This window comes from Streptomyces sp. H27-H5, assembly GCF_026627505.1.
Taxonomy (GTDB): Bacteria; Actinomycetota; Actinomycetes; order Streptomycetales; family Streptomycetaceae; genus Streptomyces.
In genome coordinates this window covers 14,017-26,491 of the sequence record NZ_JAPNLK010000056.1, presented here as the reverse complement: position 1 = coordinate 26,491, position 12,475 = coordinate 14,017, and the positions used below count along the sequence as shown (strand labels likewise).

The following is a 12,475-nucleotide window of genomic DNA, read 5'->3' as shown; positions in this document are numbered from 1 at the left end:
GCGTGCCCGGAACCTCACCGGCTCCGCTCCCCGCGCCACCCCGTACCGACCCGGTACTCCGCACGACACCGTTCGCCCCCGTTCCCGCGTGATCCGCGTTCCCGAGGAAAGAGTGCAGCATGAAGGTTCCCAAGGCCGGTGCGGTCGCCGCAGTGATCGCCCTCGCCGTCACCGCCTCCGGGTGTGGCGGTGACGACCCCAAGGAGCCCATCGGCATCGGGATCAAGTTCGACCAGCCCGGAATCGGGATGCGCGAGCCCGACGGAACCTTCACCGGTTTCGACGTCGACGTCGCCACGTACATCGCGAAGGAGCTCGGCTACAAGCCGAGCGAGATCGAGTTCAAGCAGGTCTTCAGCTCCGACCGGGAACTGCTGATCCAGTACAACGAGGTCCAGTTCGTCGCCGCGAGCTACTCGATCAGCGACAAGCGCAAGGAGAAGGTCGACTTCGCCGGCCCCTACTTCATCGCGCACCAGGACCTGATGGTCCGGGCCGACGACAACAGCATCACCAAGGCCGAGGACCTCAACTCCAAGAAGCTCTGTTCGGTCACCGGCTCGACCTCCGCCGAGAACGTCAAGAAGAACCTCGCGCCGAAGGCGAGCCTGCTGGAGCTCGGCAGCTACTCGGAGTGCGTCGTCGCCCTCCAGGCGCGCGAGGCCGACGCCATGACCACCGACAACTCCATCCTGGCCGGCTACGCGGCCCGGAAGGAGTACGCGGGCAAGTTCAAGCTGATCGGGTTGAACCTCAGCAACGAGAACTACGGCATCGGCATCAAGAAGGGCAACGCGGACCTCCAGCGCAAGATCAACAGCGCGCTGACGAAGATGGTCTCGGACGGCTCCTGGGACGCGGCCGTGAAGAAGAACTTCGGCCCCGCGAACTACAAGAACGAGCCCGCCCCGCGGGTCACCTCGGGCAACTGACGATCGGCGGCGCCGGGGGCGAGCCCCCGGCGCCGACCGGTGTGGACCGCACGCGGCCGATCACGCGCCGCCGACCGGGCCCGGCCCACCCCCGGCGGGCCGGCACCCGGGGGCCGGCGTTCCCGTGCGTCAGACCACCGGGGCCTTGCCGCGCAGCACGGTCAGGAACTCCCTCATCCAGGCCGAGTGGTCCGGCCAGGCGCGGGCCGACACCAGGGTCCCGTCCACCACCGCCTCGGAGTCCTCGAAGCGCGCGCCCGCGGCCTTCATGTCGAGTTCCAGGGCCGGGTACGCGGTGACCCGGCGGCCCTCCAGGGTCCCTGCGGCGGCGGTGATCAAGGGGCCGTGGCAGATCTGCGCGATCGGCTTGTCCGCCTCGGCGAAGGCGGCCAGGATGCGTCGCACCTCGGGGTCGTTGCGCAGGTACTCGGGCGCCCGCCCGCCCGGGACGACGACGGCCTCGTAGTCCTCCGTCACCACGTCGGCGAAGGCGATGTCGGCGGGCCAGGTGTAGCCGGGCTTCTCGGTGTAGGTGTCGAACCCGTCCTCGAAGTCGTGCACCACGAAACGGAGTTTCTTGACCGCCGGGGCCGCGATGTGGACCTCGTAGCCTTCCTCGCGCAGCCGCTGGTAGGGGTAGAGGACCTCCAGCGACTCCGCCGCGTCGCCGGTGACGATGAGGATCTTCGTTGGCATGGGCTGCTCCCGGTGGGGATTTCGCACGGTTCGGGCCCTCGCTACCGTGCCCTTGCCCCGACGCGGACAAACACAAGATCCGCACGCAGGACACATCCTTTTTACCTGTTGGGCGCATGACAATGTCAGCCTCGCTCTGCCACCTGACACCCCGCCAACCGCCTTGGCGGGGACGGTGCGTGATGGAGAGGCATCCCCCACGTCATGAGAATCTCCCGAATCGCTCCCTGTGCGGCCGGCCTCGCGGCCGCCTCGCTGGTCCTCATACCGGCCACCGCTTCGGCCGGCTCGCAGCGGACGGCGGCTCCCCACGTCGCGCCCGCCGCGGCCGGCGCCGCCGCGGCCTACGACGACTACTACGCCCCGGCGCAGGGCAAGACCGGCGCCGCGCTGAAGACCGCGCTCCACGGCATCATCAAGACCCAGACCAAGGTGTCGTACGACGGCGTGTGGAACGCCCTGAAGGTCACCGACCAGGACCCCGCCAACCCGAACAACGTCATCCTCGTGTACTCGGGCCGCTCGCAGTCCAAGACCTCCAACGGGGGCGGCGCCAACGACTGGAACCGCGAGCACGTCTGGGCCAAGAGCCACGGCGACTTCGGCACCGCGACCGGCCCCGGCACGGACCTGCACCACCTGCGTCCCGAGGACGTGACGGTCAACAGCACCCGCGGCAACAAGGACTTCGACAAGGGCGGCAGCCCGGTGTCCGAGGCCTCCGGCAGCTTCACGGACTCCGACTCCTTCGAGCCGCGTGACGCGGTCAAGGGCGACGTGGCCCGGATGCTGCTCTACATGGCCGTGCGCTACGACGGCGAGGACGGCTTCGCGAACCTCGAACTCAACGACAAGGTCAACAACGGCTCCGCCCCGGCGATGGGCCGGATCAGCGTGCTGAAGCAGTGGAGCCTCCAGGACCCGCCGGACGCCTTCGAGCAGCGCCGCAACCAGGTCATCTTCGACACGTACCAGCACAACCGGAACCCGTTCATCGACCACCCGGAGTGGGTCGGCTCCATCTGGTGACCGATCCCGGCAACCATGACGTCCTCCGGCGGTTGACGCGCGTCAGGCCGGGTATTCGCAGCGCACAGGCTGCGTTCCGCGCCCGACGGCGGCAGCCGACGGAGGTACGTCGTCATGGGTGGAGCCGGACTTTCCGATCACGAGCAGCGCGCCCTCTCCGAGATCGAGGCACAACTCAAGGGTGACCGGTCACTGAACCGCCGACTGCGCTCCGCGAGTCTGAGACAGCGGATCGTGGCGGCCTTCGGGCTGGGCGCGCTGACCGTGGCCCTCCTCGTCGCGGCCGCCATCACCGTGGCGCAGCCGCTGATCTGGTCCTTCGCGGCCGCCTGGATCCTCACCGTGGTCATGTCGCTGCCGCTGATCGGCCAATGGGTCCGGCGGCGGTGGCAGCTGCGCGACCACTCGCCCCGGCGCGAGCCGCAGGACCCGCAGAGCCGCTCGGGCCCGGTGCGCTGACCGCCGGGGTTCACCGGCCGCCGCGGTGCACTCTGTGCCGCGGTTCACTGGCTGCCGAGCGCCATCCACTTCTCCGGGTGGTCCAGGGGCGCGAAGCCGACCTTCGCGTAGACCTCGTGCGCGTCGGCCGTGGCCAGCAGGATCCGCCGCAGGCCGTACGGCTCCAGGTGGTCCCGGACCGCGGCGGCCAGGGCCGTGCCCAGGCCCTTGCCCCGGGCGTCCGGGGCGATGTAGACGTCGCACAGCCAGCCGAAGGTGGCCCGGTCGGTGACGACGCGGGCGTAGCCGAGCTGGGCGTCCGAGGCGCTGTCGTACACCCCGAAGTTGAGTGAGCCGGCGATGGCCGCGTCCTGCTTCTCGCGGCTGCGGCCGAGCGCCCAGTAGGAGTCCTCGGACAGCCAGCGGTGGATCAGCGCGGCGTCGAGCCGGGCCGGGTCGGTGGATATCTCGAAGCCGGCGGCAAGCGCGTCGGCCGTGGTCCGGAGTTCGTCGTTCATGGACCGATCCAATCAACGCGGACCGGTGTTGGCCAACGGATTCAGCGCAGTCCGTCGGCGAGCGAGCGGAACGCGGCCCAGTCGAGGCTCGGGGTCCTGGAGTCCCAGAGCTTCTGCGACAGGGCGGCCAGCGGGAGCCGGATGCCCTCGGCCACCTGCGCCTGGGTCTGGGACCCGGCCAGGTCGGCCCAGACGGCGAGCCGGCCGCCGAGGATCTGGTCGTCGTACGAGGCGGGCACGGGCGTCGTGCCGCGCAGGACCAGCGGGGTCCACTGCTCGTAGATCCGCCGGCCGGTGGGGTAGGCGAAGTCGTTCGGCTGGCCCAGGACGTAGTACAGGTACTCGTCGTTGAGGTTGACGACCTTGCGGCCCTCGCGGAGGTAGGCGAGGGGAGGTCGGGCACCCAGCTCCTTGCCCGTCCAGTACTCGACCTGGAGGTCCTTGGCGGCGGGGACCACTCCCCCGGCGAAGAAGCCATCGTTCCAGGCCTTGAGCGTCCTGCCCGAGGGGCGTACGACGGCGGCCCGGTCGTTGAGCCAGCCCGCGGCCAGGTCCTGCACCCGCGCGGACGGCCCGTACCGCTGTCGGGCGGCGGCGGCGAGCTGCGGGAAGGAGGCCTGCGGGTCCTTGACCACCAGGGCTTGGTACTCGTCGGCGCCCAGGTGCCAGGCGCCGCCGGGGAAGAGCGGGATGTACTCGCGCAGGAGCTCGTCCACGAGCTTCGCCGACGCCGGGTTCGCCATGTCGACGGCGCCCTTGACCGGGCGCCCCCGCACGTCGCGCAGCTGGAGGTCCGGGTGGGCGCGCAGGACCGCGCCCAGGTGTCCGGGCGAGTCGATCTCCGGGACGACGGTGATGTGCAGGCGGGCGGCGAGCGCGGTGATCCGGCGCACGTCCGCCTTCGTGAGGTGCGGGGTGGAGACGATCTCCGGATGGGAGGTGGACTCGATCCGGAAGGCCTGGTCGTCGGAGAAGTGCAGACCGAGCTGGTTGAGCTTGAGGTCGCCCATCTCGCGCAGCCGGTCCTCGATCCAGTCGGGGGTGAAGTTCTTGCGCGCGATGTCGAGGTTGAGTCCGCGCTGCGGTTTGGCGGGGGCGTCGCGCACCGTGCCCTCGGGTGCCTTGCCGGCCGTGCGGATCTCCTGCTTGAGCGTGCGGGTGCCGTAGAAGACGCCGGCCTCGTCGGGTCCGGTGATGCGCACCCGGCCGTCCCCGACGGTGAGGGTGTAGGACTCCGGCGCTCCGGAGTTCTTCGCGCCCAGCGCGAGTTCCACGTCGCCGGGGCGCGGGTCGGCCGACTGCGCGAAGCCCATCTTGAGTTCGCCGGCGAGCAGCCGGCCCTCGTCGGACAGGGCCGCCGCGTCGGCGGGCGGTACGACGACCCGGGCGGCCGGCGCGGGCTTCCAGCCGGGGCCGCGGGCCGGAGCGTGTTCGCGTACGGCGGGGACCGTGCGGGGGGCCGTGGACAGCGGGTACGAGGGCGTGGGGTTCGGCTCGGGGGTGGGCGGCGCCGACGGCGGCGGGGCGCCGGGCGTGGTGCCGGGCCCGGTGCCGGTGGCCTGCGGGGTCTCCGCCCCGCGGGCGCTGTCGGAGCCGGCCGAGCATCCGGGCAGGACCAGTGAGACCACGGCGGCGACCGTTGCCGTCGCGATGGCCCGACCTCTCCTGTGCTTCGTCGATTGCCGCATCATGCGCTCGGGTCCCCCGTACCCAACCTGGCACGGGGGACACGGGCTCGCGACCCGGGAGGGTCAGACCAGCGCGGCGAGGGTCTCCAGCGCGGCGACGGCGAAGCCGTGGTCCTGCTCGGGGGCGCCGCCGCCGACGCCGATGGCGCCGACGAGCCGGCCGTCGCGGTGGACCGGCAGGCCTCCCGCGATGAACAGGAGCGGCCGGTCCAGTGCGGTCGGCAGGGTGTGGAAGGGGGCGCCGGGCTGGACGGCCTCGACGAGGTCGGCGGTCGGGGCGTTCAGCTGGAGGGCGGTGTACGCCTTGCGGGTGCTGGTCTCGCCGGAGATCAGGACGGCCCGGTCGTCGCGGCGGAAGGCGAGCGGGTGGCCACCCGCGTCGAGGACGGTGACGCTGACGGTGACCCCGACCTCCTCGGCCGCGGCGCGGGCGGCGCCGAGCAGCAGTTCGGCGTCCTCGGTGGTCAGCGGGGCGACGGCGGTGCGGGTGGCGGTGGTGGTGGTGCCGGACATGGGGGTGCTCCTGAGGTGTCGGTGATGGAGTGTGGGGACTCGGGGTGTCGGGGAAGGGCGGGTCAGTGGTGTGCGGGGACGGCGGTCTCGGGGGTCGCGGCGGCGACGATCCGGCCGCCGCCGGCGCGGGCGGCCGTACGGCGCTCCAGCGCGCCGGAGGCGACGGCGAGGACGAGCGCGGAGGCGGCGAGGGCGGCGCCGATCCAGTTCGGTGCGGTCCAGCCGAGGCCTGCGGCGAGGACGAGCCCGCCGAGCCAGGCGGCGAGGGCGTTGCCGAGGTTGAAGGCGCCGATGTTGACGGCGGAGGCCAGGGTGGGGGCGCCGGCGGCCTGGTCGAGGACGCGCTTTTGCAGCGGGGGCACGGTGGCGAAGCCGAGGGCGCCGATCAGGACGATGGTGACGGCGGCGCCGAACCTGTCGTGGGCGGTGACGGTGAACACGGCCAGGACCACGGCGAGCGCGCCCAGGGACACGTACAGCATCGGCATGAGGGCCCGGTCGGCGAACTTTCCGCCGATGAGGTTGCCCGCGACCATGCCGAGGCCGAAGAGGACGAGCAGCCAGGTCACGGAGGCGCCGGCGAATCCGGCGACGTTGGTCATCATCGGGGTGATGTAGGTGATGGCGGCGAAGACCCCGCCGAAGCCGAGCACGGTCATGGCCATCGCCAGGAGCACCTGGACGTTGCGGAAGGCGGCCAGCTCGTGGCGGATCCGGACGCCCTCGGGGCGCGGCAGCTCGGGGACCAGCTTGGCGATGCCGAGCAGACCGAGCACGCCGAGGCCGGCGACGATCAGGAAGGTGACGCGCCAGCCGAGGGTCTGGCCGACGAGGGTGCCGAGCGGTACGCCGACCACGTTGGCGACGGTGAGGCCGGTGAACATCATGGCGATCGCGCCGGCCTTCTTCTCCGGGGCGACGAGACCGGCGGCGACCACCGAGCCGATCCCGAAGAAGGCGCCGTGGGCGAGGGAGGCGACGACGCGCCCGGCGAGCATGACGCCGAAGGCCGGGGCGAGGGCGGAGATGACGTTGCCGACGACGAACAGGCCCATGAGCAGCATCAGCATGCGCTTGCGGGGGATGCGGGTGCCGAGGATGGTCATCAGCGGGGCGCCGAGGACGACACCGAGCGCGTAGCCGGTGACCAGGAAGCCCGCGGTGGGGATCGAGACGCCGTAGTCGCCGGCGACCTCGGGGAGCAGGCCCATGATCACGAATTCGGTGGTGCCGATCCCGAAGGCGCCGATGGCGAGTGCCAGGAGTGCGAGAGGCATGAGGGGGTGCCCTTCAGGGGGGAGGTTGCCTGTACTACCGCTTCACTTGCTGTCGCGGCTTACGTGCGTCCACATTAATTGCAGACGCGGGATAATTGCAAGCGCGGGCTATTGCGGACGTGACCTATCCTGGGGGGACACGCTTCGAAGGAGGAGCCCGCCCATGACCGCCACGGACAGTGCACTCACCGCCCTCTCCCAGGGCTGGTGCGCCCTCTCCCTCCTCCACGGCCGGATCGAGGCCCACATCGAACGGGCCCTCCAGGCGGGCCACGAACTGAGCGTCCGGGAGTACTCGCTGCTGGACGTGCTCAGCCGCCAGCACAGCGGCCCGGGCGGACACCTGCGGATGCACCAGGTGGCCGACTCGGTGGTGCTCAGCCAGAGCGCGACGACCCGACTGGTCAGCCGGCTGGAGGACCGCGGGCTGCTGAACCGCTACATCTGCGACACCGACCGCCGGGGCATCTACACCGACGTGAGCGAAGCCGGCCTGAGCCTGCTGACGGCGGCCCGACCGACGAACGACACCGCCCTGCGCGAGGCCCTCGACGAAGCGGCACGCAACCCGGAACTCGCCTCGCTGGTCGCGGCGGTGGAGAACATCCGCACGGTCTCCGCGTAACGCCCGGTACCTGAACGACAAGACCCGGGGGAGACGGCACAGGCCGTCTCCCCCGGGTCTTGTCGTTCAGGGCCCCGGTGCAGGGCAATGTCCTAGTTGCCCCGGCTCGGGCCGGCGGAGGGGAAAGGGGCGGACGAGGGCGGGGCGGAGGGGGACGGCGTCGGCGGGGGCGCCGAGGGCGACCGGGACGGGGGCCGCGGGGAGCCCGTCGGGCCGCTCGGGGTCGCCCTGGAGGCTCCCGACCGGCTCGCGGCGGGGGAGGGGGGGCGCGACACGGGAGGCTCCGCGCTGCCTCCGGTCGGACCGGGCGTCCGGGGCGGGGTGGGGCTGGGCGACTGCTGCGACGGCGACGGGGTGAACTCGGGCGGCGCGGCCGGCGGGACCGGACGCGGCGGGGCGGTGTCCGGGGTGAGCAGGACGTACGCGGTCACCGCCGCGGCGGCGGCCGCCAGGCCGGCGACGGACCACGACAGTCGTCGCAGCCACGCCGTGGTCGGCGCGAGCCGTCGCAGGTGGGGGCCGGGAGGGGCGGCGGGGCGCAGCGCCACGACGGTCACCTCGTCGGCTCGCGCGGCCAGGGCCTGCCGCAGCCGCCGTTCGACCTGGCGTTCGTCGGCGTCGTGCGTCATACCCGTCCCTCCAGAATCCGTTCCAGCGCGTCCAGGGCGCGGCTCGCGTTCGATTTCACCGCGCCCCGGCTGATCCCGAGGGTGGTGGCGATCTCCGCCTCGCTGAGGTCCGCCCAGTAGCGCAGCACCAGGACCTGCCGTCGGCGCGGGGTCAGTCGCCCGAGCGCGGCGAGTACCTCGCGGTGCGATTCGTCGAGGACGACGGCGGCCTCGGCGGACGGCATGTCGGCCGTCACGGGCGGGTTCCAGGCGCGGGCGGTGCGTCGGCGGCGCAGCACGGAGCGGGAGGTGTTCACGACGGCGGTGCGCAGGTAGCCGAGCGCGTTGTCCACCTCCTTGATCTCCTCTCCGTGCCGACGGTAGAGGGCGGTGAAGGCGTCCTGCACCACGTCCTCGGCGGTGGCCAGGTCGTCGACGAGGAGCACCGCGAGGCGGACCATGCGCAGCCGGTGCGCGTGGTACAGCTCACTGACGGTGGGCGGGGTCGGGGCGTCGCCGTACCCGGTGGTGTCCCGGGCGTCGGTGTACGCGTACCCGCGCTCGGGCGCCTCGGGGGCGGGCCGGTCGCGGCGGAGCAACAACGCCCACAGGCCCCGCCACGCCCGGCCGAAGCCGGGCGTGAGGGGGCCGACGGTTGGTGCGAGGTGGAGCACGGGAGTCCTCAGTTGGCGGCGCGGCGCCGTACGGCGTACAGGGCGCCGGCTCCGGCGGCCATGAGGCCGACGGCTCCGGCGCCCAGCGCCACGTTGGTCGAAGAGGAGCCAGTATGCGCGAGCTCGGCCCCGTCGGGCGAGGGCGAGGAACCGGGGGCGGCCGGGGCGGCGCTCGGCGAGGCGGAGGGCGGGGTCCCGCCCGGGCTGGTCGGGCGGGGGCTCGGCTTGGCGCTCGTCGAGGGGGAGGGCGAGGCAGAGGGCGGCGTGGCGCCCGGGACGGACGGCGTCGCGGTCGGAGGGGTGCTGGGCCGGGCGGTGGGCCTGGCGCTCGTCGGGGCGGTCGGCGACGCGGACGGTATCGCGCTGACGGCGGGCGCCGGGGCGGCACTCGACCCGCCCTGCGCGGCGAAGGCCGGCCCGCCCAACGCGACGGCCACCCCGGCGGCGACCGCGGTGACGGTCGCCGCCCGGCGGGCGGACAGGGTGACGCGCTTCAGGTTCTTCACGGTGGTACTCCACGGTCGTGCGGTCGGGACGAGGACGTGGAACCACGCCCTTCACCCCCGCACGACGCGCGACCGTCCCGGAGGTTGCCGCCGTTCCCGAAAAACTTTTCCGCGTGTGCCGTGAGGTGTTCTCCGTCCGCCGGTTCCGGGGCCCGCCGTCAGGCTCCGCCGGGCGGTCCCGGGGGCCAGGGGACGTCGGCCAACAGCGGCAGCAGCACCTCCTCTTCGTGGTCGAGGTGCGCGTTCAGCGCGTCCGACATCCGCCGCAGCTCGCCGCGGAACCGCTCCGGTTCGGCGACGGCGAGATCGCCCAACAGGGCGACCAGCGCGCCCTGGAGACGTGCGACCGTACGGTGCTCCGCGCGGAGCCGGTCGAACACGTCGGACAGGGCGGGGTGGTGGACGGCCATCCCGGGGAACAGGTGCGCGTCCTCGGTGGTGTGGTGGAACTCCAGGGACCGGCAGAAGGCCAGGCAGCGCTGTCGGATCTGGAGCCCGAGCGACGGGGGCGGCGGATCCCCGGGACCCGAGTGCGCGGCCCGTGCGAGGAAGTGGGCGTCGACCTCGGCGCCGACGTGTCGGAGCTGCGCCCGCAGCCAGGTGTGCGTCTCCAGCAGTTTGTCGGCCAGGGTCGCGATCTCGCGCGGCGGCTCCCAGCCGTCGGGGTCGGCGCGCCGCAGCTCGACGACGGGCAGGATCCGGGTGGTGCGGGCCTGGTGGTCGGCGTACCCGGGGGACCTGCTCTCCACGTACGCGAACAGTTCCGCGCGCCGGGGTTCCTCGGCGGGGACGGCGAGGGCCTCGAAGCTCTCGGTCCCGAGTTCCACGCGGACCACGGGGTGGGCGAGCAGGTTGTGGTACCAGTCGGGGTGGCGGGGGCCGCCCAGGTCGGAGGCGACGAGCAGCAGGGCGTCGTCGTGGCGGACGTATCCGAGCGGGGTGGTCCGCTCGGTCCCGGTACGGGCTCCGGTGGTGGTCAGCAGCAGCAGGTCCGCCCCTTCGAAGGGGCCGCCGACCTTGCCGTGGTGGGCGCGGAACTCCTCGATGACGGATCGGTTGAACGGTGTGGGCATGCGGATGTCTGTCTCCGGAACGTGGGTGGAGGCACGCGTCGCGGCGCCGGAGGGGTGTGTCCGGCGTGCGGCATGCGGCGTGAAGGGGTGGCGGGAGGCCACGTGGAACGGACCGCGAGGCGGGACGCGCGGGAGCGACGCCGCCTCGGGCTGCTCGGCGTCAGATGCGGAGCGCGGAGTGCGAACTCATGGAGTGTCCCCTGAGTGAAGGGTGTTCGCCCGACTGCCGGCCGGCCCACTGCTCTGTGGCCGGCGCCACGCGACACCGTTCCCCATTACACGCACGCGGCGCGCGTCTGTCAACGCCGAGGATCATTGCCGGAGATGGCCGGGCCCGGCTCACCGGAGGCGGCGCAGCGCCTCGCCCAGGAGCGCGACGCCTTCCTCGACGTCGCCGATCGGACCGGCCGCGTAACCGAGGATCAGGCCCGGCGGACCCGGGGCGAGTCGGTGCCAGGACAGCGGGTGCGCTTTGACGCCCAGGCCCAGGGCGGCCGTCGCGAGGGCGGTGTCGTCGAACGCGGCGCCGTCGAAGGTGACCATGAGGTGCAGGCCGGCGGCCGCGCCGTGGACGCGGGCGCCGGGCAACTCGGTGGCGACCGCGCGCAGCATCGCGTCCCGACGGCGGCGGTGTCGGCGCCGGACGTGGCGCAGGTGACGTTCCAGTTCGCCGGAGGCCATCAGGCGGGCCAGCACGAGTTGGGGCAGGACGGGATTGCCGAGGTCCGCGTAGCGCTTCGCTTCGACCAGTGCGTCGCGCAGCCGCGGGGGAACGAGCAGCCAGCCCAGGCGGAGCGCAGGCGCGAGCAGTTTCGAGACGCTTCCCGCGTAGCAGACGGCCTCCGGCAGGAGGGCCCGCAGGGCGGGTACCGGGGCGCGGTCGTAGCGGTGTTCGGCGTCGTAGTCGTCCTCGATGACCACTCCCCCGGCGGCCGCCCAGGCCAGCAGTTCGCGGCGGCGTTCACCGTCGAGCACAACCCCGGTCGGGAACTGGTGCGCGGGGGTCAGCAGCACCGCCCGGGCTCCACTCGCGCGGAGTCGGGCCACGTCCAGTCCGGCCCCGTCCACCGGTACGGGCACCGTCTCCATCCGCCCGTACTCCAGTTGTTGCCGGGCCCCGAGCGAGCCGGGGTCCTCGACCGCCACCCGGTGCACTCCCTCCGCGCGGAGCACTCCGGCCAGCAGTCCCAGGGCCTGGGCCACGCCGGCGACGACGATCAGCTCGGCGGGGTCGGCGCGGATCCCGCGGTTGCGCGCGAGCCAACCCGCCACCGCCTCGCGCAGCGCGGGCGCGCCCTGCGGGCTCCCGTAGCCGAAGTCGCTTGGGGTGAGTTCCGCGAGGACGCGGCGTTCGGCCTGGAGCCAGGCCGTGCGCGGGAACGCGGCCAGGTCCGGCACCCCCGGTGACAGGTCGATCCGGCAGGGCACGGCGCGCAGCGCGTCCACGAGCGCGGTCCCGGTCGTCGGGGCGGGGAACGGGGAGGTCGACGCCGCCCCTGATGCATCGGCGACCGTCGAGGCGCTCGCGGGCGTGGGCGTGTGGTGCGTGGGCATGGGGGTGGGGGCGGGGGTGGGTCTGCGTGGTGGCGCCGTGAGGGGGGCCGCCACCACGATCGTGCCCGCCCGGCCCCGGCCGACGACCTGTCCGGCGTCCGCGAGCCGCTGGTAGACCTCGGTGACCAGCCCCCGGGACACCCGCAGTTCCGCCGCGAGGACCCGGCCCGCCGGGAGTCTGCTGCCCACCGGCAGGGTGCCGTCGTCGATGGCGGCGCGGATGCGGGCCGTGAGCCATTCGGTGCGGCCGCCGGGAGGTGCTTGATCGATGTCGAGCAGCAGGAAGTCCGAGCCCTCGGCTTTGGACCCCTGAATGTGGCCTTCATTGGCACTGCTCACGGGTC

General features: G+C 73.0%; 14 protein-coding genes. 4 read left to right on the top strand and 10 right to left on the bottom strand.

Annotation, left to right across the window (positions count from 1 at the left end; all coding sequences use genetic code 11):
* Window positions 1-119 precede the first annotated feature (119 nt).
* Window positions 120-932, top strand: a complete 813-nt coding sequence (locus OTB19_RS26075; protein ID WP_267800930.1) for a glutamate ABC transporter substrate-binding protein — start codon at window positions 120-122, stop codon at window positions 930-932.
* 129 nt (window positions 933-1,061) lie between these two features.
* Here the strand turns inward: OTB19_RS26075 and OTB19_RS26070 are convergent, their stop codons facing one another.
* Entirely contained in the window at window positions 1,062-1,628 is a 567-nt protein-coding gene (locus OTB19_RS26070) for a DJ-1/PfpI family protein (protein WP_267800928.1), read from the bottom strand.
* A 204-nt stretch (window positions 1,629-1,832) separates the two neighbouring features.
* Between OTB19_RS26070 and OTB19_RS26065 the strand changes: the two genes are divergently transcribed.
* Entirely contained in the window at window positions 1,833-2,657 is an 825-nt protein-coding gene (locus tag OTB19_RS26065; protein WP_267800926.1) for an endonuclease I family protein, read from the top strand.
* A gap of 114 nt (window positions 2,658-2,771) precedes the next feature.
* The gene (locus tag OTB19_RS26060) at window positions 2,772-3,116 is read left to right on the top strand and encodes a DUF3040 domain-containing protein (RefSeq protein ID WP_267800925.1); all 345 of its coding nucleotides are present in this window, start codon (window positions 2,772-2,774) and stop codon (window positions 3,114-3,116) included.
* Window positions 3,117-3,160: 44 nt separating this feature from the next.
* Here the strand turns inward: OTB19_RS26060 and OTB19_RS26055 are convergent, their stop codons facing one another.
* The 4 genes from OTB19_RS26055 to OTB19_RS26040 form a co-directional block, all read right to left on the bottom strand.
* The gene (locus OTB19_RS26055; protein ID WP_267800924.1) at window positions 3,161-3,613 is read right to left on the bottom strand and encodes a GNAT family N-acetyltransferase; all 453 of its coding nucleotides are present in this window, start codon (window positions 3,611-3,613) and stop codon (window positions 3,161-3,163) included.
* 41 nt (window positions 3,614-3,654) lie between these two features.
* Complete coding sequence (locus OTB19_RS26050) at window positions 3,655-5,304, bottom strand: beta-N-acetylhexosaminidase (protein WP_420716909.1); 1,650 nt, start codon at window positions 5,302-5,304, stop codon at window positions 3,655-3,657.
* A 60-nt stretch (window positions 5,305-5,364) separates the two neighbouring features.
* On the bottom strand, window positions 5,365-5,814 hold the full coding sequence (locus OTB19_RS26045) for a GlcG/HbpS family heme-binding protein (protein WP_267800921.1): 450 nt from the start codon (window positions 5,812-5,814) through the stop codon (window positions 5,365-5,367).
* A 62-nt stretch (window positions 5,815-5,876) separates the two neighbouring features.
* Complete coding sequence (locus OTB19_RS26040) at window positions 5,877-7,091, bottom strand: MFS transporter (protein WP_267800919.1); 1,215 nt, start codon at window positions 7,089-7,091, stop codon at window positions 5,877-5,879.
* 163 nt (window positions 7,092-7,254) lie between these two features.
* Between OTB19_RS26040 and OTB19_RS26035 the strand changes: the two genes are divergently transcribed.
* Window positions 7,255-7,716 (top strand): MarR family winged helix-turn-helix transcriptional regulator, encoded by a 462-nt coding sequence (locus OTB19_RS26035; protein WP_267800917.1) that lies wholly within the window; start codon window positions 7,255-7,257, stop codon window positions 7,714-7,716.
* Between the two features lie 92 nt (window positions 7,717-7,808).
* Here the strand turns inward: OTB19_RS26035 and OTB19_RS26030 are convergent, their stop codons facing one another.
* From OTB19_RS26030 to OTB19_RS26010, 5 genes are all read right to left on the bottom strand, one after another.
* Entirely contained in the window at window positions 7,809-8,345 is a 537-nt protein-coding gene (locus tag OTB19_RS26030; protein WP_267800916.1) for a hypothetical protein, read from the bottom strand.
* Window positions 8,342-8,998, bottom strand: coding sequence for an RNA polymerase sigma factor (locus OTB19_RS26025; protein ID WP_267800914.1), 657 nt, complete (start codon window positions 8,996-8,998; stop codon window positions 8,342-8,344). Before OTB19_RS26025 ends, OTB19_RS26030 begins: the two co-directional genes overlap by 4 nt.
* An 8-nt stretch (window positions 8,999-9,006) precedes the next feature.
* Complete coding sequence (locus OTB19_RS26020) at window positions 9,007-9,504, bottom strand: LPXTG cell wall anchor domain-containing protein (RefSeq protein WP_267800913.1); 498 nt, start codon at window positions 9,502-9,504, stop codon at window positions 9,007-9,009.
* A gap of 158 nt (window positions 9,505-9,662) precedes the next feature.
* The gene (locus OTB19_RS26015) at window positions 9,663-10,577 is read right to left on the bottom strand and encodes a nitroreductase/quinone reductase family protein (protein WP_267800911.1); all 915 of its coding nucleotides are present in this window, start codon (window positions 10,575-10,577) and stop codon (window positions 9,663-9,665) included.
* 339 nt (window positions 10,578-10,916) lie between these two features.
* Window positions 10,917-12,470: a PLP-dependent aminotransferase family protein gene (locus OTB19_RS26010; protein WP_267800909.1), complete on the bottom strand. Its 1,554-nt coding sequence runs from the start codon at window positions 12,468-12,470 to the stop codon at window positions 10,917-10,919.
* Window positions 12,471-12,475: the final 5 nt, after the last annotated feature.